Genomic DNA, 21596 nt, shown 5'->3' with positions numbered 1-21596 from the left:
TATCACCGTCATTCTGCTTGTGGCATCTTTCTGGTATCGGCGAGGAATGTTTCACGTGAAACATTCCGCGTTTCACACGTAAAAAATCACTGGCGAAGGCGATAAAAAACCGGCCTGAGCAGATGCCAAGGCCGGTGAATTTGGTGTGAGTTGGATGAGTTCTATTTCTTGCGTTGCGGAGGTAAGTCGGTGCAGGTGCCGTGAGCGACTTCTGCCGCCATGCCAATTGACTCGCCAAGGGTCGGGTGGGGGTGAATGGTTTTGCCAATATCCACCGCATCACATCCCATTTCAATCGCCAAGCACACCTCGCCAATCATATCCCCAGCGTGAGTACCGACGATGCCACCGCCGATAATCTGATGAGTTTCCGCATCAAAAATCAACTTGGTGAAGCCCTCATCTCGACCATTGGCAATCGCCCGACCAGAGGCCGCCCAAGGGAACACGCCTTTTTCGATTTTGATACCATCGCGCTTGGCTTGCTCCTCCGTGACGCCAACCCATGCTACTTCTGGATCGGTATAAGCCACTCCAGGAATCACCCGCGCATCGAAATAGGCTTTGCCACCGGCACAATTTTCTGCTGCCACATGCGCTTCATGCACTGCTTTATGCGCTAGCATCGGCTGGCCAACAATATCACCAATCGCATAGATATGCGGGACATTGGTCCGTTGTTGTTTATCCACTTCGATAAAGCCGCGCTCAGTGACCGCAACCCCTGCGTTTTCCGCGCCCAATAGCTTCCCATTCGGTGCCCGTCCAGCGGCTACTAATACTAAGTCATAGCGTTGTGGTTCGGCCGGTGCTTTGGCCCCTTCAAACTGGACATAAATTCCATCTGGTTTGGCTTCGACGGCGACGGTCTTGGTGTTGATCATGATGTTGTCGAAGCGATGGGCATTCATTTTTTCCCAGACTTTGACTAAATCACGGTCGGCCCCTTGCATCAGGCCATCCATCATTTCCACCACATCCAACCGCGCACCGAGGGTGGAATACACCGTCCCCATTTCTAAGCCGATAATACCACCGCCAATAATCAGCATTTTCTTCGGCACAGACTTCAATTCCAACGCGCCGGTGGAATCGACAATACGCGGGTCTTGTGGAATAAACGGCAGGTTCACCACTCGACTACCGGCGGCGATGATGGCGTTTTTAAATTTCACTACCTTCGTTTCGCCAGTTTTGTCTTGCCCTTTACCCTCGGTCAGCTCAACCTGTAAATGATATGGGTCGAGGAAAGTCCCGACACCGCGCACCAACTGCACTTTGCGCGCCTTTGCCATCCCAGCCAAACCGCCGGTCAGCTTAGCAATCACTTTTTCCTTGTAACCGCGTAGCTGATCAATATCAATTTCTGGTTCAGCAAACTTAATACCGTTGGCAGCAAGGTGTTTCACCTCGTCAATCACGGCTGCATTGTGCAACAGTGCTTTTGAGGGGATACATCCCACGTTCAAACACACGCCGCCCAAGGTGGCATAGCGTTCAACCAACACCACTTTGAGGCCTAAGTCGGCAGCACGGAAGGCAGCGGAATACCCACCGGGGCCACCACCCAACACCAACACATCACATTCAACATCGGCACTGCCTTGATGTTGAGCTGCCACTGGCACAGGGCTGGCGGCCACCGCAGGGGCGGGTGTTGGCGCAGGAGTAGGTTGAGCGGAGGCAGTGGCTTCAGCCTCTACCACCACAATCACATCCCCTTCGTTGACCTTGCTCCCCACGGCAATACGCATTTCTTTCACCACCCCAGCCGATTCAGCAGGGACTTCCATCGTGGCTTTATCGGTTTCTAAGGTAATCAAGCTATCGTCACGTTTGACGACATCGCCCACTTTGACGAAGACCTCGATCACATCCACATTGCTGTGGCCACCGATGTCTGGAACGGTTAATTCAATTAGCTGGCTCATCGGCAAATCCTCACAGCATCAAACGGCGAATATCGCCCAAAACTTGCGCCAGATAATTGGTGAAGCGCGCTGCTGCTGCACCATCAATCACGCGGTGATCGTAGGACAGCGACAAAGGCAACATCAGGCGTGGGGCAAATTCTTTACCATTCCATTTTGGTTTGATGTCCGACTTCGATACCCCGAGAATGGCCACTTCTGGCGCATTCACAATCGGGGTAAAGGCCGTGCCACCGACGCCACCCAAACTGGAAATCGAGAAACATCCGCCTTGCATGTCAGCAGGTAATAACTTACCGTCACGTGCTTTTTTCGCTAACACACCGCTCTCGTTAGCAATCTCAATTAACGATTTTTTGTCGGCATCACGAATCACTGGTACGACCAAACCGTTTGGCGTATCTGCCGCAAAACCGATGTGGTAATACTGTTTCAGAATCAGATTGTCACCGTCCAAGCTGGCATTGAAGGTCGGGTATTTTTTCAACGCCGCGACCACGGCTTTGACCAAGAACGCCAACGGGGTGAGCTTCACGCCATCAGCTTTCAATTCCTCGCCCAAGCTCTTACGGAAGGCTTCCATCTCGGTAATGTCTGCTTCGTCAAACTGTGTGACATGCGGAATCATCACCCAGTTACGCGCCAAGTTAGCACCGGAAATTTTCTTAATCCGTGACAGCGGTTCACTTTGGACAGGGCCGAATTTGGCGAAATCGACTTTTGGCCATGGCAAGAGGTCTAGCCCACCGCCGTTGGTTGCCGCTGGTGCCGCCACATTGGCCGCTTGTAACGCGCCAGACATCACACCTTTGACAAAGGCTTTGACATCGGGCTCCATAATCCGCCCTTTACGACCACTGCCTTTGACATTCGATAAGTCAACGCCCAATTCGCGTGCCAATTTACGCACTGAAGGGCCGGCATGAGCACGAGCAAAACCCCCTTCGTTGATTGCTGTCGGGGCAGGTACTGGGGCAGGCATCGGCACGGTTTCTGCCTTGCTTGCCGGTGTCGCGACAGCCGCAGCCACAGGTGCGGCAACCACTGGCGTGGCGGCTGTGACGGCCGCAGCGGATTCCACCACCACAATCACATCACCTTCATTGACCTTGTCACCCACTTTTACTTGCACCGCCACCACTTTACCTGCGGCAGTGGCAGGGACTTCCATCGTCGCTTTGTCGGTTTCCAAGGTAATCAGGGAATCATCCACCTTGATTTCATCACCGACATTGACCGCGACTTCGATCACATCGACATTGTGATGACCACCGATGTCGGGAATACGAATTTCACTGCGTTGGCTGCTGGCGGCGGTTGCCACGGGCGCAGCAACTGGTGTGGCGGCAACGGGCGTGGCTTCTGGTTTGGCAGCGGCAGCGGTGTCTGCTGCTGTTGCACCCACTTCAACCAAAGCAATCACATCCCCTTCTGACACTTTGCCGCCAACTGCCACACGGACTTCCCTCACCACCCCAGCCGATTCGGCAGGGACTTCCATCGTGGCTTTATCGGTTTCCAATGTGATCAGAGAATCGTCCACAGCAAGGGTTTGCCCAACTTGCACAAAGACTTCAATCACATCCACATGACTGTGCCCGCCGATGTCAGGCACTTTTAATTCGATGATCTGGCTCATGATTACACCTTCCAGCTCGGCAACTTATCGACGTTAATCCCGTATTTGGTGATGGCTTCTGCAACGCGGTTGGCGTCGACTTTGCCGTCGCGTGCCAATGCCGAGAGTGCAGCCACCACAACGTGGTAACGGTCTACTTCAAAGAACTCGCGCAAGTTGGCGCGGCTGTCCGAACGACCAAAACCATCGGTACCCAACACCACATAACGGCTTGGGACATATTCGCGAATTTGATCGGCATAGTTGCGGATATAGTCAGTTGCAGCAATCACAGGGCCAGTGCGACCTTGTAATTGTTGTTCCACATACGACACACGCGGTGTTTCAGTGGGGTGTAACAGGTTGTAGCGCGACACTTCCATGCCTTCACGACGCAACAGGTTGAAGGATGTCATGCTCCAAATATCGGCAGTGACACCAAAGTCGTTGCGTAGCAAATCAGCAGCGGCAATCACTTCACGCAAAATGGTGCCCGAGCCCATCAACTGCACTTTTACTTCGGCTTCACCGCCATCACGCAACAGATACATCCCTTTCAGGATGCCTTCTTCTGCGCCTTGTGGCATGGCTGGGTGGGTGTAGTTTTCGTTCATGAGGGTGATGTAATAGAACACGTCTTCTTGTTCGACATACATCCGGCGCAAGCCATCTTGCAAAATCACGGCCAGTTCATAGGCAAAAGTTGGGTCATAGCTCAGGCAGTTTGGAATCAAACCTGCTTGAATATGGCTATGGCCATCTTCGTGTTGTAAGCCTTCGCCGTTGAGCGTGGTACGGCCCGCCGTGCCGCCCAGCATAAAGCCGCGTGCGCGCATGTCGCCTGCTGCCCACGCCAAGTCACCGATACGTTGGAAGCCAAACATCGAGTAGTAGATGTAGAACGGAATCATCGGGATGCCGTTATTGGCGTAGCTGGTGGCCGCTGCAATCCACGACGACATGGCACCGGGCTCGTTAATCCCTTCTTGCAACATCTGACCGTCTTTGGATTCTTTGTAGAACATCAACTGGTCAGCATCTTGCGGCACATAGTTTTGGCCTTCGGTGGACCAAATGCCATACTGACGGAACATGCCTTCCATCCCAAAAGTGCGCGATTCATCCGGCACGATAGGGACAATTTGTTTGCCGATATTTTTGTCTTTTAACAGAATGCCCAACTGACGGACAAAGGCCATCGTGGTGGAGAATTCACGTTCGCCAGAATCGGCCAATTGGCTGTCAAACAGATGTAACCCCGGAATTTGCAACGGTGCTTTAACCGGCTTACGGGCTGGCAAATAACCACCTAAACTGCTGCGACGTTGCCGCAGATATTGCATTTCTGGGCTGTCATCTGCTGGTTTGTAATAGGGGGCGCTCGACAATTGATCGTCAGGAATTGGGATGCCCAAACGGTCACGGAATTGGCGCAGGCTGTCCAAATCCATTTTTTTCGCTTGGTGAGCCACGTTTTGGGCTTCACCTGACGAACCCATGCCATAACCCTTGATGGTTTTTGCCAAAATCACTGTTGGGCGGCCATGAGCGTTGTGGGTGGCCTCGTGGTAGGCGGCATAGACTTTATGTGGGTCGTGACCACCACGGTTGAGTTCCCAAATTTCTTGGTCGGACATATTCGCGACCATTTCACGCAATTCGGGGTATTTACCGGGGTATTTACCAAAGAAATGTTCACGCACATACGCGCCATCTTTGGATTTGAAAGTTTGATAATCCCCATCAACGCACTCATCCATGCGTTTTTTCAGCAACCCTTTGGTATCCATCGCCAACAGCGGATCCCAACGGCTACCCCAAATCACTTTGAGCACATTCCAACCTGCACCACGGAAATCACCTTCGAGTTCTTGAATGATTTTACCGTTGCCGCGTACTGGGCCATCGAGACGTTGCAAGTTGCAGTTGATGACAAAAATCAGATTGTCTAAGCCTTCGCGGGCGGCAAGGGCAATGGCACCGAGTGATTCGGGTTCGTCCATCTCACCATCACCGCAGAAGCACCAGACTTTACGGCCGGGGGTTTTTGCCAAGCCACGGCTTTCGAGGTATTTCAAGAAGCGGGCTTGATAAATCGCCATCAATGGCCCTAAGCCCATCGACACGGTAGGGAATTGCCAGAAATCAGGCATTAACCAAGGGTGAGGATAAGAGGATAAGCCTTTACCACCGACTTCTTGACGGAAATTGTCGAGCTGGTCTTCCTGTAACCGGCCTTCGAGGTAGGCGCGAGCATAGATACCCGGGGCGATATGGCCTTGGAAATACACCAAATCGCCTTCTTGTTCATCATTGTGAGCACGCCAGAAATGATTAAAGCCGACATCGTACAACGTGGCAGAGGATTGGAAGCTGGCAATATGGCCGCCCAATTCTAAGTTCTTTTTCCCTGCCCGCAGCACCATCGCGGCAGCGTTCCAGCGGTTGATTGAGCGGATACGGTGTTCGAGTTCGTGGTCGCCGGGAGACTTGACTTCTTTGCCGACCGGAATGGTGTTTTGGTAGGCCGTTGTGGCATCAAAAGGTAGATGGGCACCACGGCGGCGGGTCCGTTCCACCATTTTTTCTAACAGGAAATGAGCGCGTTCAGCGCCTTCTACGTCTAATACCGACTCAAGTGCTTCGGTCCATTCCAACGTTTCCTGCGGATCGATATCGTGATCGCGGGGCAATTCGGCAGTCATGTCTCCACCTCTTATTTTCGCTTTCGCACTTTATGAGTGCGTGTTTGCGTATTTTGGTCCACAAAAACGGGATGGATAGACTGCAATGCGCGATTTTGAAAACAAACAACCGTTTGATTATGCTGCAACCGCACATAAACGCACATCAACCCCGTACTCAGCGTGTTTTTCTCACATTTTGTTGGAAAACGCAATTAAAAATGTGCGAAATCGCACATTCAACTTGAGGTACGTCAAAAAAGCCCTTATTCCATCAAGGATTTGAGCTTGTTTGCTATGGAATGTGATTTGGATGTCACTTCTGAGCACCATATAAATCTTTGGTTTTTAGGGTGGAAAACAGGCCGACTGGATTTAGTTCAACCTTCAGCGTAATGGGACTGCCCCATTTCTCTAGCGGAGTGAGAATGGCAATAGTAAGTTAGCTTTAAGTTTGAATTTCTATTCTGTTACCCACTCAAATAAAAACCTGCTAAGACATCAGTCAACTAAGGGATTTTTTCTGGTTTGAGTCTCTCTTTTCCCGCCTTGAGTCAATCCCTTACACTAAGCAGAAACACAGCGTGGAATACTGTACGGCTGGCAACCGCAACTGCTCTACCCGTGGCGAGTTTGTCCGGCAACGGCGGCACTGTGTCCGGAAGGGTTCCGGAAGCAGTCGGGAAGGTCATGCCTGTTAGCGGAGCGAGTAAGATGAATTTGGAACAGGAAAAGCATCGTGCGCTTGGTGGCGTACTTTTTTGAGAGCAGAAGAGATGGTTAAGTTATGGTGGTATCTCCCTGCGTGCAGCATGATCGCTGCCACAGCGATGGCAGCACCTCGGATGTGTACAGATAAACCGCCATCGCTGTGGTTGCCAGAAGAACAACTGGTGTCGCGGTTAAAAAAGCAAGGCTATAAACTGCGTGAATTTGAGTACGAACGCTACTGTATTGAAATAAAAGGCTGGGATAAACAAGGACAGAGGGTATGGTTGGCAGTGGACCCGACAGATGGTCGAGTGGTTGCACAAAAAACCGATATCCCTCATGAGTGAAAGGGCAACAGAATGCGCGTATTACTGGTAGAGGACGATGCCTTACTCGGCGATGGTTTGGAAGTTGGCTTACGACAAATTGGCTTTAATGTAGATTGGATGAAGGACGGCGTCAGTGCTCGTGCTGCGCTGTCGGCGGCACCCTACGATGCTGTCGTACTCGATCTTGGTTTACCGCGTTTATCTGGTTTGGATGTCTTAACCGACTGGCGACAAACGGGTTATAGCGTTCCCGTGTTGATTCTAACGGCCCGCGATGGCATTGAAGACCGTATCCGAGGCTTAAATGCAGGGGCCGATGACTATCTGGTCAAACCCTTCGCTTTGGGAGAATTGGTAGCGCGCTTGCGTGCTTTAATTCGCCGTTCACATGGTCGTGCCAATCCGGTGTTAGAGCATGGAGATGTGGTGCTCGATCCTCAGGCTCATACCGTTACCCGCAATGGGGACGAAATTGACCTCACCGCCCGTGAATTTCAGTTATTAGAACTCTTTATGGAAAACCGTGGTCGGGTGTTGCCGCGTGCGCTGTTAGAAGAAAAGTTGTATGGCTGGACGCAAGAACTCGACAGCAACGCACTAGAAGTCCACATCCATCATCTAAGAAAAAAACTCGGCAGTGGTTTTATCCGTACCTTGCGTGGTGTGGGTTATCAATTAGGTGAGGTTGATGCGACATCCCACTGATGTTGTTGGGGCCTCATTACAACGCCGCCTGTTGGTGGCCTTGTTGATTGCGCTCCCCTTGGTTTGGATTGCGTCTGCAGCTTTTAATCTGTATGCCGCCCATGATCGAGTGAATGAGCTGTTTGATACTGAACAGGCTTTTTTTGCGCAGATGCTGGCCTCGGTCAATTTAGAAGCACAAAACAGTGGTTTAAGTATCCGCCCAACTTCACCCCGTCGTTTGCGCGAGCTGTTTGAAGACAGCGAGAACGATATTGATGACGATATTATTTTCCAACTGCGTGATGCCTCGGGTCGTTTGGTTTTATCTGATGTGAACTACACCGACTTGCCATTTCGTTTTGATGCCATCGGTTTTATGGATGAACGGGTCGATGGCAAAATGTGGCGCTTGTTTTACTTTCATGACGAGGACAACGGTGCCTATGTGATGGTCGGGCAACGCATGAGTTCACGCACAAAACTGGTCTGGCGCTTGGCGTTGGGACAAATGTTGCCGTGGATTGTCGCTTTGCCAGTGCTGTTCTTGGCGCTGTGGTGGGGGGTGCGGCAGGGGTTGAAACCACTGAGTCAACTCAAACAAGACCTCGCCCACCGTAGTCCTGACAATCTCACACCGATTACCCAAAAAGTCCCCGAGGAAGTGCAACCCTTAGTAGATGAACTCAATCATCTTTTTGCTCGACTACATCAAGTCTTGAGCAAAGAACGCCGTTTTACTGCTGATGCAGCACATGAATTGCGTACCCCTCTGGCGGCTTTGCGGGTACAAACTGAGGTGGCAAAACTGAGCGAGGATGAGGTCAGTCGCCAGCGAGCATTAAATAAAATTTTGAGTGGAATTGATCGTGCCACGCGGTTGGTTGAACAGTTACTGACCTTGGCACGTTTAGATCATTTGGACCAAGTCCCTGATCGGCAGCGGGTGGATGTGATGACACTGGCGGCCAGTGTGATGTTAGAACTGGGTGAAGGGGCAGCGCGGCGCGGGGTGGTGGTGGAGCCGATTGGTGAAGTTCCAGCGTTGTGGATTGAAGGTTCGCCGGCTTTCTTATCGATTTTGCTGCGCAATTTGATCGATAATGCCATTCGCTATACACCAAGCGGTGGGCGGGTATGGATTGAGTCGAATGAATCGACCCTAACCGTGTGTGATAACGGCCCTGGGGTGGAAGCGGCATGGCTGGAACGTGTCCGCGAGCGTTTCTCACGCCCCGAAGGCCAACAAGCCGAAGGCAGTGGTTTGGGGTTGTCGATTGTTGAACGCGTGGCCTTGCTGCACGGTTTAGCATTGCACTTAGCCAATCATCCCCAAGGCGGTTTCCGCGCCACCTTACGCCGGCCGTCGAATTAAGTTGAGGGTGGAGTGTCCTCTGGTTCGGTTGTTTTTCCGTGACCGATGAACATCACCCAAAAATGAAACACCGCGCCAGCAAGGGGAATCACGGCCAACAAAATCACAAAAAACCATTCCAATGGCGAAAAAAGTTCGAGCATGTTTTGTAAAAACGCAGAATAGATAACAGCTTGATTATGCCGCAAATTGCCGTGGTTTTTCATTGCATTTCAACAAGGTTTGACGCTAATTCAGTCGCCCTTTATAGTGCGCTCCCATGAACGCTGAACTCGAAACCCTACACCAAAAAGTGCAGCAACTTGCCGCTCTCTGTCGGCAGTTGCGCTCGGAAAATGCCGAATTGCGTCAGCAATTAGTACAGTCGTCCCAACATAACCGACTCTTACAAGCACGGTTGGAAGAGACATGTGCGAAAATTGCGGACTTAATCAGCCAATTACCCGAAGAGGATGATGTGTAATGGGCATACAACAGGTCGAGATCAATTTATTGGGTCAACGTTTGTATGTCAGTTGTCCCGATGGCGAAAAACCTGCGTTGATGGAAGCCGTTCGCTTCTTAGAAACGCGAATGCGCTCAATTCGTGAGGCGGGGCGTGTCGTTGATGTGGGAAAAATTGCGCTATTGGCGGCATTAAATATCACTCACGACTATTTACACACTCAGGTTGCAGGTAGCGATGTAGACTTACTGCAATTTCAGGGTAAAATAGAGGCCATGAGTCGATTGATTGATGAAGTGCTTGATCCCGATGCCGACGAGGCGCACGATTAAGTCTCTCTCAACCATCGAACACCTTTTTTAGTCCCCTGCGCTGTTTGCAAAGGCACAAATTCCTTTGAACCAATAATCGCAGACTGGTTTCTGGCTTGATTTGTACCGGCGTGTCGCGCTGCCTAGTTCAGTGCGCCCAAAGTACAACGTCGGGAACCACATTGAACCTTAGGTTCAAGCGAATCAGCCGGCGCGGCAATCGCGGGGGACTTCTCTCTTCTTATCCATGTCAAATACCCCCCCTGTATCTGCTGTCAGCGATCTTGTTCGCCACAAAAGTGAATTGCGTCGGCAATTACGACAGGCTAGACAGGCGCTTTCTCCCCAATACCGCCGTCAGGCGGCACAACGTGTGGCAAAATTGGCACGTCCTTATCTCAAATCGGGGCGACGAATTGCGCTTTATCAAGCGTATGGCAGTGAAATCTCGTTACAACCCTTATTGATGTTAGCTCGTCAACAACGCTGTCGCGTGTTTCTCCCAGTCGTTCCAAAACGGGGGCGTCGCCTGTCGTTCACCGAATGGCAGCCACAGCAGTCACGTTATCGCAACCGATTTGGTATTGTTGAACTGCGGGGGGTGGCGCTCGCGGCAAAAAAAATGCACACCATCTTTATGCCTTTGCTTGGCTTTGATCTGCAAGGTTATCGTTTGGGACAAGGTGGGGGTTTCTATGATGCTACGCTGGCCTTTCGCCGCCATCATCAGCACTTACAACAACCGCGTTTGGTGGGGGTGGCGTTTGCCTGCCAACAGGTGGCGGCAGTCCCAACAGAAGCGTGGGATTTACCTTTAGATGCGGTGCTTACCGAACGGGGGCGGCGTGTGTTTTCTAGTTTACGATCACGGTTGAGAGACAATGCCTGAACTATCAATTTTATTGGGGCTGATGGCAATAGGCGCCGTTGCTGGTTTTCTTGCCGGTTTGCTTGGGGTTGGCGGTGGTTTAATTATTGTGCCGGCGCTGGTGTGGATGTTAGAAGCCAGCGGTTTGCACGATCATGTGCAACATATTGCCCTTGGGACATCATTAGCCGTCATGGTGTTTACCAGCTTTGCCAGCGTGCGCGCCCATCATCGTCATGGCGCGGTCGATTGGTCGATCGTACGGCGGATGGCTCCCGCGATGGTGTTGGGGACCTTGTTGGGTTCGCAAATTGCGGGTTTTATCCCAAGCCGCGATTTGAAATGGTTCTTTGTGTTTTATGCCTATCTGATCGCTGTGCAGATGTTATTAAACCTCAAACCGAAGCCAGAACGTGATTTACCCGGTGCCGTAGGATTATGGTCGATTGGTGGCGTGATTGGGGTGATTTCCAGCTTTGTTGGGATTGGCGGTGGCTCGATGAGCGTACCGTTTATGAGCTGGTGCAATGTCGCCATGCAAAGAGCGATTGCAACCAGCGCCGCCTTGGGGTGGCCGATTGCGTTGTCAGGCGCCATTGGGTATGTGATCGCCGGATGGTCACAGGCTAATTTGCCTGAGTATTCTGTCGGTTTTGTCTATCTGCCAGCATTGTTGACGCTGTGTATTGTGACCACCGTGGTAGCACCGATTGGTGCCAAAATCGCTCATGCCCTGCCGGTGTCCCAGTTAAAGAAAGCCTTTGCTGGGATTTTGATTGTGATGGCAAGCGAAATGTTATGGGGTTTGCTCCGCTAGGGTGTCGTGTTGTGTTTCGTCTAACAGCCGAATATGGGCAATCCGCAACGCCTCACTGGTTTCTTTGCAATGGGTGTAGAGTGCTAACAGTGCCGCACTGACCGCGCTGAGCGCCTCGGTATCTGCCCCATTGCCACCGCGTGTTTCTGCCTTTGCCGTACAGATAATGGCGGCATTGTCACGATCAAAGCGAAAACCTACCGTGACTCGCATAAAACTACGATAGGAAGGCTCGGAAAAAAGATGGGCGGTTTGTCGTGCGCCTTCGATGGCTGCTTGTCTAGCATGGCTGAGCCACTCGCCAAATCCTTCTTCTCCCGCATCGATCTTAGCCAATAGCGAGGCGCTAATTTCAATCCGACCTTCAGCAATGGCAGTTTGCTGCATGAGTTGTGCGTATTCTGTATTGATGCTGCCCATGTGTATCAGGTTCCGTATTTGCACTGAGGATCGACAAGTATCACGTTTTCTTTTATCAGAATCACGTTACGCCAATAACATGATTTTGTCAGAAAAACGTGATAGCACAGTTTAGCAAACTGTGATGATGCATGGTGGGCAAATTACACCAGAAACGCAATACCAATTTTTGAAAATAAAGCCGGTCTTTGTGAATATCCTGCAGTAACTACGGAATAATTCACAAAAACCGGCATAATTGATTTTTTGTTTAAATTTTAACTATGCGGCGCGATTCTCCGTTGTTTGTTGGCGCCACTGAGCAAACAGCGTTTGCTCTTGTTGTCTGACCTTGTGGAGGGCGGCTTCTTTGACATGACCAAAACCACGAATTTGCTCCGGCAGGCTGGCGATATCGATAGCGAGGGCAAGATTATCGCTGTTCAGTTCAGACACAACCTTTGCCATGGTTGCTTCAAAATCGCGGATCAACCCCCGCTCAACACGCCGTTCTGTTTGCCAACCAAAGACATCTAACGCAGAACCACGCAGGCCACGCAGTTTGGCTAACAGTTTGAGGGCAGAAAACGCCCACGAACCAAAGCGGAATTTACGTGGTTTATCACTGCCACCGCCTAGCCATTTTTGCAAATAGCCGGTACCAAAGTAGAACGACAGGTGGAAATCGCCTTCAAACTGTTGCTGCAATTCGGCGACAAACTCACCATCGGTGTACAAGCGCGCCACTTCATATTCGTCTTTATACGACAGCAATTTGAAATAACTGCGAGCCGCAGCGCGGGTAAGGTGACGCGACCCGGGTTTGACTCGTTCTTCTGCTGCTTGAACGTGTTCAACCCAATGGTGGTAACGATTGGCAAGCGCCTGATTTTGATAGGCCGTTAAAAAAGCCTCATGTGCTTCACGCATTTTTGCCAGCGATTGAGGGAAGGGCAAGGTTTTTACCACAGCAGGAGGAAAGGCGAGACTTTCCACTTTAGCCAAATCGTGCGCGGCATAGCGGCCCCAAGTGAAGCTCTGTCGGTTGAACTCCACCGCCGCACCATTCAATTCAATGGCACGTAACATGGCCTGTTCACTGATTGGAATCAATCCTTTTTGCCATGCCACACCCAACATAAACATATTGGTGGCCAGCGAATCGCCCATCAATGCAATGGCCAAGCGGGTGGCATCAAGGTCGGCATAGTATTCTTGTCCAAGGGTGTCCACCAACGTTTGCCGCATGGCTTGACTGGGGAAATGGGCATCGGGGTTTTTGGTGAACTCACTGGTTGGGGCTTCAAAGCGATTGACCAAACCACGGGTAAACCCACGCCGCATTTTAGCCAATGATTCCGCACTCGCGGTCACCACTAAGTCGCAACCTAACACCACATTGGCATCACCTGCTGCAATCCGTACCGCGTGCAGCTTATCTTGTTGATCAGCAAGGCGAATGTGTGACCACACCGACCCCCCTTTTTGTGCCAAGCCTGCCATATCCAACACCGAAATGCCCAGCCCGTCTAAGTGTGCGGCAACCCCGAGAATTTGGCCGATGGTCACAACACCGGTGCCCCCCACCCCAGTGACCATAATGCCGTAGGGCTGCTGAGTGCTGGGAAGAAGTGGTAACGGCAGAGGCGGCATATCATTTAAGCTAGGCCGACTCTTTTGGCCATTCTTTTTCAGTTGGCCGCCTTCGACAGTGACAAAGCTTGGGCAGTAGCCATCCACACAAGAGAAATCTTTATTACAAGAAGACTGGTCAATGGTGCGCTTCCGTCCTAGTGGTGTTTCCAGCGGCAACACAGATAAGCACTGCGAAGTTTTGCCACAATCACCACAGCCTTCACAGACACGATGATTGATAAAAGCGCGTTTAGCGGGATCGGGATAGTTGCCGCGTTTCCGCCGCCGCCGTTTTTCTGCCGCACACGTTTGGTCATGGATCAAAATGGTGGTGCCGGCAATCACACGCAGCTGTTGTTGTAGCTGCTCAAGCTCACGCCGATGAAAGACTTCCACCCCAGCCGCCAAGCCTTGCACCCCTTGGTATTTTTCTGGCTCGTCGGTGGTAATCACAATCCGTTTAACCCCTTCGGCTGCCAGCTGACGGGTAAGCATCGGCACATCAAGATACCCATCCACATGCTGACCACCCGTCATGGCTACGGCATCGTTATACAAAATTTTGTAAGTGATATTGACCTTGGCCGCAATCGCAGCCCGAATCGCCATCAGGCCAGAATGGAAATAGGTGCCATCCCCTAAGTTGGCAAACACATGCTGCTCTGAGGTGAACGGCGCTTGGCCAATCCAAGTGCATCCTTCTCCACCCATTTGGGTAAAGGTTTGAGTATGCGGCTCAATCCAAGTCGCCATGTAATGACAGCCAATCCCTGCCACGGCACGGCTGCCATCGGGAACTTTGGTCGAGGTGTTGTGTGGACACCCCGAACAATAATGCGGTACACGGGCAATCGCCTCGCGTTTTTGTTGCAGTTGGGCTTCTTTTTCTTGATAAAACTTCAGCCGTTCATGAATGATCGGGCTATCAAAAATGGTTTCTAAACGCTTGGCGATAGCACGAGCAATCATCGCAGGAGTCAGCTCGCCCGCCGCTGGCAACAACCAATCACCATGCGGCAACGCCCATTCACCCTTTTCGGCAAACTTTCCGACCACCCGTGGCCGCACGTCTTCACGCCAGTTATAGAGCTGCTCTTTTAGCTGGTATTCGATGATTTGGCGTTTTTCTTCGACCACCAAAATTTCTTCCAGCCCTTCAGCAAAATGACGCACCCCTTCCGACTCTAATGGCCACACCATCCCGACCTTGAAAATCCGTAGCCCAATATCAGCCGCTAGGCGCTCATCAATTCCCAAATCATCGAGGGCCTGCATAACATCAAGATAGCTTTTGCCACTGGTGATAATGCCAAGCCGAGGGTTGGGCGAGTCGAGCACAACCCGATTCAGTTGATTGGTTCGCGCATAGGCCATCGCTGCATACAGGCGGTGATGTAACAGTCGTTCTTCTTGTGCTAATGGTGGATCCGGCCAGCGGATATTGAGCCCCCCTTCTGGAATCGGAAAATCCTCGGGAATTCGCGTAGTGATGCGTTCTGGCGACACATCAACCACCGCCGAGCTTTCTACCGTATCCGAAATCGCTTTCATGGCAACCCAACAGCCACAATAGCGACTCATCGCCCAACCATGCAGACCAAAATCTAAAAACTCTTGCACCCCTGCTGGATTCAACACCGGAATCATTGAGGCAGCGAGAATATGATCGGATTGATGAGGAAAGGTGGAGGATTTTGCCGCATGGTCATCACCTGCAATCACTAACACACCACCATAACGGCTACTACCAGCGGCATTGCCATGTTTGAGCACGTCGCCGGAACGATCGACACCGGGGCCTTTGCCATACCACAAGGCAAACACACCATCGTATTGTGCCCCTTGAAAAAGATTAACCTGTTGTGTGCCCCATACGGCAGTGGCGGCTAAGTCTTCATTCAGCCCAGCTTTGAAATGAATATGATGGGGTTTGAGGTGGGGTTCGGCTTTTTCCATCGCTTGGTCAACATTGCCAAGTGGAGAGCCACGATAACCGCTGATAAAACCAGCGGTATTTAAGCCAGCGGCTTGATCGCGTTGCCGTTGCATCATCGGCAAACGCACAAGGGCTTGAATGCCCGTCATATACACCTGACCAGTTTGCGCGGTGTACTTATCATCCAGAGAGAGTGTTTCTCGGATCATGGTGTTTCTCCTCGTGAACCAACCTCATCAAGTGGATAACGAGATGGGTGGCTTTATTGCGATTGATTCACCTCGCTCTTGTGGAGCGGGTTTTACCTGTGGGGTAGCGATATTTTTATCCCCCTGTGGCCAATCTAGAGAGCAAACCACGAAAGGTCAATTTGCGCCGCAACAAAGCATGCTGCGCAATTCCGCAAAAGCGGATGCAAATCGCTATAATCGCTGGATTTTCTTTCTTTCCATTAGGTTCACTACATCATGCAAGAACAGTACGCCCCGCGCGATATTGAAGCGGCTGCACAAGCGCATTGGGAAAAAACTGCCGCGTTTAAAGCAGTGGAAGACCTGAGCAAGCCAAAATTCTATTGTTTGTCGATGTTCCCCTACCCCTCCGGCAAACTGCACATGGGCCACGTCCGTAACTACACCATCGGTGACGTGCTATCCCGCTTCAAAAAAATGCAGGGGTTTAATGTTTTGCAACCCATGGGCTGGGATGCGTTTGGGATGCCGGCTGAAAATGCGGCCATCAACAACCAAGTTGCGCCCGCTGCATGGACCTATGCCAATATCGATTACATGAAAACCCAGCTGAAAAGCCTCGGTTTTGCCATCGATTGGGAACGGGAAGTGACCACTTGCAAACCCGATTACTACCGTTGGGAACAGTGGCTGTTCACCAAGTTGTATGAAAAAGGGGTGATTTATAAAAAGCTCGGGGTGGTGAATTGGGACCCAATCGATCAAACCGTGTTGGCGAATGAGCAGGTGATTGATGGGCGTGGCTGGCGCTCGGGTGCGTTGATTGAAAAACGCGAAATTCCAATGTATTACTTCGCCATCACCAAGTACGCTGATGAATTGTTAGACGATTTAGAAAAACTCGATTGGCCGCCACAAGTGGCCACGATGCAGCGCAATTGGATTGGCAAAAGCTATGGTGCCAACATCCGCTTTGCCTATGATGAAGTGTCCATTGGTCATGCAGGCGAGTTGTCTGTTTACACCACCCGTCCCGATACCTTGATGGGTGCCACTTATGTGGCGGTAGCAGCAGAACACCCACTGGCGCAACAAGCCGCCGCCACCCAACCTGAGTTGGCCGCCTTTATTGCCGAATGTAAAGCCGGTTCGGTCGCCGAGGCAGATTTAGCCACCATGGAAAAGAAAGGCATAGCCACAGGTCTTTATGTGGTGCATCCACTGACCGGCGAAAAACTGCCAATTTGGGTGGCAAATTATGTTTTGATGAGCTACGGCTCTGGGGCGGTGATGGCCGTTCCCGCGCATGATGAGCGCGATTTTGCTTTTGCCAATAAGTATCAACTGCCGATTAAACAAGTCATTACCTTGACCAGCGGCAATGCCGATTTTGACCCCACCACATGGCAAGATTGGTATGCCTGTAAAGACGCTGGTGCTACACAAACGCTGCATTCGGGTAAGTACGATGGGCTGGATTTTGACGGGGCATTTACTGCCATTGTGCAAGATTTAGCCGCTAAAGGCGCTGGTGAGAAAACCACCCAATATCGCCTGCGTGATTGGGGTATCTCTCGCCAACGCTATTGGGGTTGTCCAATTCCAATTATTCATTGCCCAAGCTGTGGCGATGTTTCAGTGCCAGAAGATCAGTTACCGGTAGTGTTGCCAGAAAATGTGGTGCCGGATGGCTCCGGCAATCCATTGGCGAAAATGCCAGAGTTTTACGAAACGACTTGTCCTAAATGTGGCGGTGCGGCAAAGCGTGAAACCGACACCATGGATACCTTTGTCGAATCGAGCTGGTATTTTGCTCGCTATGCTAGTCCCGATTGCCAAACGGGGATGGTCGATGAACGCGCTAAATATTGGTTAAACGTTGATCAATATATTGGCGGCATTGAACACGCCATTTTGCATTTGTTGTACGCCCGTTTCTTCAACAAATTGATGCGTGATCAAGGCCTGTTGCATACCGATGAACCATTCCAAAAATTGCTGACTCAAGGGATGGTGGTATGTGAGACATTCTATCGTGAGCAAGCCAACGGCAAAAAAGATTGGTTTAACCCTGCCGACGTTGAAATCACCCGTGATGCCAAAGGCAAAATTACGGGTGCCATTTTGAAACAAGATGGTCAGCCGGTGGTGATTGGCGGCATTGAAAAAATGTCGAAGTCGAAAAATAACGGTGTTGATCCCCAAGCATTGATTGAACAATATGGGGCAGATACGGCGCGCTTGTTTATGATGTTCGCCGCGCCACCATCACAATCGTTGGAATGGTCGGATGCTGGGGTGGAAGGGGCACATCGTTTCTTACGCCGCGTGTGGAAAATCGTCCACGAGCATGTGCAACAAGGTGTGGTCGCCGCTTGCCGTGAGCAACAAGGGTTGTCTGCGGATCAAAAAGCGCTGCGTTATCAGTTGCACAGCACCATTCAAAAAGTGACCGATGACTATGGTGTACGGCAACAGTTCAACACTGCCATTGCCGCAGTGATGGAGTTGCTCAACAGCTATCAAAAGACCGATTTAAGTGATGCAGTGGGTCGCGCCTTGGCACAAGAAGTGTTAGAGGCTGTGGCATTATTGTTGTCACCGATTGTGCCGCATATCTGCGAGGGCTTGTGGCAAGCCTTGCGTGGCGACAACAGCCTGTTGCAACAAGCATGGCCGGCAGTCGATGCCTCGGCGTTGGTGAAATCAGAAATTGAACTGATGGTGCAGGTCAACGGTAAGTTACGTGGCGCCGTCACTGTCGCCGCCGACGCCAACAATGAATTAATTCAACAAGCCGCCCTTGCCAACGAAAACGTACAACGTTTTATGGAAGGTAAACCGGCGAAGAAAATCATTGTTGTGCCGGGGCGTTTGGTCAATATCGTGGTGTAACTTTTTTAAGTAGCGTAATAACACATAGGAGTGATGTGCCGATGGCTTTCCCTTTTCGCACCTTTTGTGCTGCGGTGCTGGCGCTAGGGCTGTCGGCCTGTGGCTTCCACTTGCGTGGCCAAGGCCAAGTTGGCCCTGCCTTACCGTTTTCGACGGTGTATGTTGAAAACCCAAGTGGTAGCGCCATCGCTCCCCTACTCAGCCGCTCACTGTCTTTGCAAAAAGGCGTGAGCGTGATGAGTGATGTACGGGCAGCAGATACCGTCTTAAGCGTGTTGTCAGAACAACAAGCAAAAGACTTACTGACCTTAAACCGCGCCGGTCGTGTCAACGAATATCAGCTGACATATCGCGTCAGCGTGCAGCTCAAGAAAAATAACCAAGCGTTTGGCGAGCCCGTCACGGTATGGGTGCGGCGCGATTTTCCGTATAGCGATAGTTCAGTGTTGGGTAAGGAACAAGAAGAACAATTGGTCTGGCGCATGATGCGAGAAGAAGCGACCACGCTGTTAATGTATCGGTTGCCGGCGGTGAAAGCGGTGAGTCGTCCTTAATGCCACAGTTGAAGATTGACGAGCTCAATACTGCCTTATCCAAGCAAGGCCTTGCCCCGTTGTACGTAATCCACGGTGAGGAAACCTTGCTCGCGCTCGAAGCTGCCGATGTGCTACGCACTGTCGCGCGGCAACAGGGTTTTGAAGAACGCGAAGTTTTGACAGTTGAGGGCCATTTTGATTGGTCGTATCTGTTTGAAGCCGCGATGAGTGTGTCGTTGTTTGCCAGCCGTAAATTGCTTGAATTGCGTATTCCCTCTGGCAAGCCCGGCACCGAAGGCGCTGAGGCACTACAACGCTTGGCCCAACAGCTTCCTGTTGATACGTTGGTCCTGATTTTGTTGCCTCGCCTAGAGCGTGCTCAACAACAAAGCAAGTGGTTTAGCGCACTAGAAAAACAGGGTGTGGTGTTGGCAGCACAGCCCATCGACCGCCGCGAATTGCCACAATGGATTCGTCGTCGGCTGGCAGCACAACAACACAGCATGACCCCTGAAGCGTTGGCGTTTTTTGTCGATCGTGTCGAGGGAAATTTACTCGCAGCACGACAAGAAATCGACAAATTAGCGTTGCTCTATCCTGCCGGCGAACTGGATTTGCCCGAGGTGCAAGCGGCGGTAGCCAATGTAGCGCGGTTTGATGTGTTTGCCTTGTCAGAAGCTTGGCTGGCAGGCGATACCGCCCGAACCTTGCGTATGTTGCATGGTTTAGCGGCAGAGGGCGAAAGCCCAGTGTTGGTGTTGTGGTCGTTGGCAGAAGAGCTGCGCACCCTAATTCGGGTGAGCGATGGTCGGCAACAAGGCCGATCCATGAATGAGTTGTTGCGTGAATTCCGAGTGTGGGGGGCACGTCAACGTTGGATTGAACCTGCTTTGCGCCGGCTATCACGTCCACAGTTGCTCAATGCTTTGAGTGAATGTGCACGGATTGATCGTTGTATCAAAGGGGCGGAAGCAGGGGAACCGTGGGGTTTATTGCAAAATATGCTGCGTATGCTATGCAAATCATAGCGCGCACAAAAAGTTGGAATCACTATGCCTGTTTCTGCCCTAAATATTATGTTGGTTGAGGATGAGCTAGCGGATATGCACTTAATCCGCTTTGCTTTAAATAATGGGGAATTACCCGTCTCACTCCATCACGCTTGTGATGGCTTAGATGCGGTGCAATACCTCGAACAACATCCTGTCGCCCTGCCCGATCTGATTTTGTTAGATTTGAATATGCCGAGGATGGATGGCAAAGAGTTTTTAAAAACCGTGAAACATCATCCGAGGTGGAGTCAAATTCCAGTGGTGGTGTTGACCACCTCGGATGCCGAGCGAGATGTCTTGGATGTCTATCGCCTTGGTGCTGCCGGCTATGTCACCAAACCCAGTGATATGACGGTGTTTGTCGATGCGATGCATCACTTGAAACACTATTGGATGCAAACCGTGCGCCTTCCTGGCCGGGTGTTGTCTGCTTAATCCGCCAACAGAAAGGCAATCGGTCATGGCAATTACTGCACAAGTCAGCAATGGGACGTTGTTATTAGATCACGGGGGACAAGTATCGCGCTTTGCTGTGGATTCAGATGTCGCTAAAACCATTGGATTGTGGATGGCGTGGTTTAATCAAGCCCCAACCAGCAGCGAAGTCAATACCATTGTCAACTATGTGCAAACCCAATCTCATAGTGCCAGCCAAGCCGCAGCGGCCGTCTTAACCCACCTCATTCCCGCTGCCACCAGCCACACCACCTTATTTCACACCCTGTATAGCAACCTCACCGGCCATGTTGCCAATAGCCAAGAAGCCAATCCCTATCTGACACAGTTAAACAACGGCAGCTTAACCCCCGCTGGTCTGTTGGAATTGGCAGGACAAGTTAAACTTAGCCAATTAGCAGCAACCCAAAGCGTGCCCGATGGTAGCCAGTTGGTGAGTGCTGATGAGTTAAGCGCGGTACAAAATTATCTGACCACCGGCAACTATCAGCCATTCGCTGCCCAGCTTGGCCAAATTCTTGGCAGTAGCGAGGCCGCTATTAACACGACTCAGTTGGCACCGTTGTTTATTGCCTATAGCAATGAAGTAAAAACCTTGGCGCAGTCGCTACTTAACCAAGCACAAACTGGTGTAATGGTCTAATGTCAGCGGACAGTAAGATAGGGGGATGAAGAAGGTTTTGGAGGAATGGTGATGAAACAAGGGCGCAGGGTATTTGACAC

At 51.2% G+C, this 21596-nt stretch carries 17 protein-coding genes and 1 other RNA gene; 13 read left to right on the top strand and 5 right to left on the bottom strand.

Annotation, left to right across the window (positions count from 1 at the left end; translation table 11 throughout):
- Positions 1–161: 161 nt before the first annotated feature.
- From lpdA to aceE, 3 genes are read right to left on the bottom strand one after another with little or no spacing between them, the layout of a single operon-like run.
- Positions 162–1931, bottom strand: a complete 1770-nt coding sequence (gene lpdA / locus G465_RS0104630; RefSeq protein WP_022653319.1) for a dihydrolipoyl dehydrogenase — start codon at positions 1929–1931, stop codon at positions 162–164.
- 10 nt (positions 1932–1941) lie between these two features.
- Positions 1942–3570: a dihydrolipoyllysine-residue acetyltransferase gene (aceF, locus tag G465_RS0104625; protein WP_022653318.1), complete on the bottom strand. Its 1629-nt coding sequence runs from the start codon at positions 3568–3570 to the stop codon at positions 1942–1944.
- A gap of 2 nt (positions 3571–3572) precedes the next feature.
- Positions 3573–6254, bottom strand: a complete 2682-nt coding sequence (aceE, locus tag G465_RS0104620) for a pyruvate dehydrogenase (acetyl-transferring), homodimeric type (protein ID WP_022653317.1) — start codon at positions 6252–6254, stop codon at positions 3573–3575.
- 755 nt (positions 6255–7009) lie between these two features.
- Between aceE and G465_RS13525 the strand changes: the two genes are divergently transcribed.
- The 8 genes from G465_RS13525 (at position 7010) to G465_RS0104580 (ending at position 11773) form a co-directional block, all read left to right on the top strand.
- Complete coding sequence (locus G465_RS13525) at positions 7010–7291, top strand: PepSY domain-containing protein (RefSeq protein ID WP_022653316.1); 282 nt, start codon at positions 7010–7012, stop codon at positions 7289–7291.
- Between the two features lie 12 nt (positions 7292–7303).
- Positions 7304–7978 carry a response regulator gene (locus G465_RS0104610; RefSeq protein ID WP_022653315.1) on the top strand — a complete coding sequence of 225 codons (675 nt, stop codon included), beginning with the start codon at positions 7304–7306 and terminating at the stop codon, positions 7976–7978.
- Positions 7962–9332 carry an ATP-binding protein gene (locus G465_RS0104605; protein WP_022653314.1) on the top strand — a complete coding sequence of 457 codons (1371 nt, stop codon included), beginning with the start codon at positions 7962–7964 and terminating at the stop codon, positions 9330–9332. Before G465_RS0104610 ends, G465_RS0104605 begins: the two co-directional genes overlap by 17 nt.
- A 259-nt stretch (positions 9333–9591) precedes the next feature.
- Complete coding sequence (locus G465_RS0104595) at positions 9592–9795, top strand: coiled-coil domain-containing protein (RefSeq protein WP_022653312.1); 204 nt, start codon at positions 9592–9594, stop codon at positions 9793–9795.
- Entirely contained in the window at positions 9795–10109 is a 315-nt protein-coding gene (locus tag G465_RS0104590; RefSeq protein ID WP_022653311.1) for a cell division protein ZapA, read from the top strand. Before G465_RS0104595 ends, G465_RS0104590 begins: the two co-directional genes overlap by 1 nt.
- A gap of 29 nt (positions 10110–10138) precedes the next feature.
- Positions 10139–10321: non-coding RNA, 6S RNA (gene ssrS / locus G465_RS15325), on the top strand.
- Between the two features lie 14 nt (positions 10322–10335).
- On the top strand, positions 10336–10977 hold the full coding sequence (locus G465_RS0104585; protein ID WP_022653310.1) for a 5-formyltetrahydrofolate cyclo-ligase: 642 nt from the start codon (positions 10336–10338) through the stop codon (positions 10975–10977).
- Complete coding sequence (locus G465_RS0104580) at positions 10970–11773, top strand: sulfite exporter TauE/SafE family protein (protein ID WP_022653309.1); 804 nt, start codon at positions 10970–10972, stop codon at positions 11771–11773. Before G465_RS0104585 ends, G465_RS0104580 begins: the two co-directional genes overlap by 8 nt.
- On the opposite strand, the gene G465_RS13515 is transcribed toward G465_RS0104580, so the two are convergent.
- Together G465_RS13515 and G465_RS0104570 are read right to left on the bottom strand one after the other, a co-directional pair.
- Positions 11753–12193, bottom strand: a complete 441-nt coding sequence (locus G465_RS13515; RefSeq protein WP_022653308.1) for a cyclic pyranopterin monophosphate synthase MoaC — start codon at positions 12191–12193, stop codon at positions 11753–11755. The genes G465_RS0104580 and G465_RS13515 overlap by 21 nt on opposite strands.
- A gap of 261 nt (positions 12194–12454) precedes the next feature.
- Positions 12455–15952, bottom strand: a complete 3498-nt coding sequence (locus G465_RS0104570) for an indolepyruvate ferredoxin oxidoreductase family protein (protein WP_022653307.1) — start codon at positions 15950–15952, stop codon at positions 12455–12457.
- Between the two features lie 258 nt (positions 15953–16210).
- Between G465_RS0104570 and leuS the strand changes: the two genes are divergently transcribed.
- Genes leuS through G465_RS0104545 form a run of 5 tightly spaced genes read left to right on the top strand, consistent with a single transcriptional unit; the run spans position 16211 to position 21516 of the window.
- On the top strand, positions 16211–18829 hold the full coding sequence (gene leuS, locus G465_RS0104565) for a leucine--tRNA ligase (RefSeq protein WP_022653306.1): 2619 nt from the start codon (positions 16211–16213) through the stop codon (positions 18827–18829).
- A gap of 41 nt (positions 18830–18870) precedes the next feature.
- Entirely contained in the window at positions 18871–19383 is a 513-nt protein-coding gene (locus G465_RS0104560) for an LPS-assembly lipoprotein LptE (protein ID WP_022653305.1), read from the top strand.
- Positions 19383–20393, top strand: a complete 1011-nt coding sequence (holA, locus tag G465_RS0104555; protein ID WP_022653304.1) for a DNA polymerase III subunit delta — start codon at positions 19383–19385, stop codon at positions 20391–20393. Before G465_RS0104560 ends, holA begins: the two co-directional genes overlap by 1 nt.
- Before the next feature lie 24 nt (positions 20394–20417).
- Positions 20418–20852, top strand: a complete 435-nt coding sequence (locus G465_RS0104550; protein WP_022653303.1) for a response regulator — start codon at positions 20418–20420, stop codon at positions 20850–20852.
- A 25-nt stretch (positions 20853–20877) separates the two neighbouring features.
- Positions 20878–21516: a hypothetical protein gene (locus tag G465_RS0104545; protein ID WP_022653302.1), complete on the top strand. Its 639-nt coding sequence runs from the start codon at positions 20878–20880 to the stop codon at positions 21514–21516.
- Positions 21517–21596: the final 80 nt, after the last annotated feature.

The sequence above is a fragment of the Aquaspirillum serpens DSM 68 genome (assembly GCF_000420525.1).
GTDB classification, from domain to species: domain Bacteria; phylum Pseudomonadota; class Gammaproteobacteria; order Burkholderiales; family Aquaspirillaceae; genus Aquaspirillum; species Aquaspirillum serpens.
Note: the sequence above shows the minus strand (reverse complement) of the source record. Positions and strands in the feature narration are given on the sequence as shown.

Bases quoted from the DNA above. Each gene is read 5' to 3' on its own strand.
- G465_RS0104610 (WP_022653315.1), top strand. From the start codon at position 7,304: ATGCGCGTATTACTGGTAGAGGACGATGCCTTACTCGGCGATGGTTTG.
- leuS (WP_022653306.1), top strand. From the start codon at position 16,211: ATGCAAGAACAGTACGCCCCGCGCGATATTGAAGCGGCTGCACAAGCG.
- G465_RS13515 (WP_022653308.1), bottom strand. From the start codon at position 12,193: ATGGGCAGCATCAATACAGAATACGCACAACTCATGCAGCAAACTGCC.
- holA (WP_022653304.1), top strand. From the start codon at position 19,383: ATGCCACAGTTGAAGATTGACGAGCTCAATACTGCCTTATCCAAGCAA.
- aceE (WP_022653317.1), bottom strand. From the start codon at position 6,254: ATGACTGCCGAATTGCCCCGCGATCACGATATCGATCCGCAGGAAACG.
- G465_RS13525 (WP_022653316.1), top strand. From the start codon at position 7,010: ATGGTTAAGTTATGGTGGTATCTCCCTGCGTGCAGCATGATCGCTGCC.
- G465_RS0104595 (WP_022653312.1), top strand. From the start codon at position 9,592: ATGAACGCTGAACTCGAAACCCTACACCAAAAAGTGCAGCAACTTGCC.
- G465_RS0104580 (WP_022653309.1), top strand. From the start codon at position 10,970: ATGCCTGAACTATCAATTTTATTGGGGCTGATGGCAATAGGCGCCGTT.
- G465_RS0104550 (WP_022653303.1), top strand. From the start codon at position 20,418: ATGCCTGTTTCTGCCCTAAATATTATGTTGGTTGAGGATGAGCTAGCG.
- G465_RS0104605 (WP_022653314.1), top strand. From the start codon at position 7,962: ATGCGACATCCCACTGATGTTGTTGGGGCCTCATTACAACGCCGCCTG.
- aceF (WP_022653318.1), bottom strand. From the start codon at position 3,570: ATGAGCCAGATCATCGAATTAAAAGTGCCTGACATCGGCGGGCACAGT.
- G465_RS0104585 (WP_022653310.1), top strand. From the start codon at position 10,336: ATGTCAAATACCCCCCCTGTATCTGCTGTCAGCGATCTTGTTCGCCAC.
- G465_RS0104570 (WP_022653307.1), bottom strand. From the start codon at position 15,952: ATGATCCGAGAAACACTCTCTCTGGATGATAAGTACACCGCGCAAACT.
- lpdA (WP_022653319.1), bottom strand. From the start codon at position 1,931: ATGAGCCAGCTAATTGAATTAACCGTTCCAGACATCGGTGGCCACAGC.
- G465_RS0104560 (WP_022653305.1), top strand. From the start codon at position 18,871: ATGGCTTTCCCTTTTCGCACCTTTTGTGCTGCGGTGCTGGCGCTAGGG.
- G465_RS0104545 (WP_022653302.1), top strand. From the start codon at position 20,878: ATGGCAATTACTGCACAAGTCAGCAATGGGACGTTGTTATTAGATCAC.
- G465_RS0104590 (WP_022653311.1), top strand. From the start codon at position 9,795: ATGGGCATACAACAGGTCGAGATCAATTTATTGGGTCAACGTTTGTAT.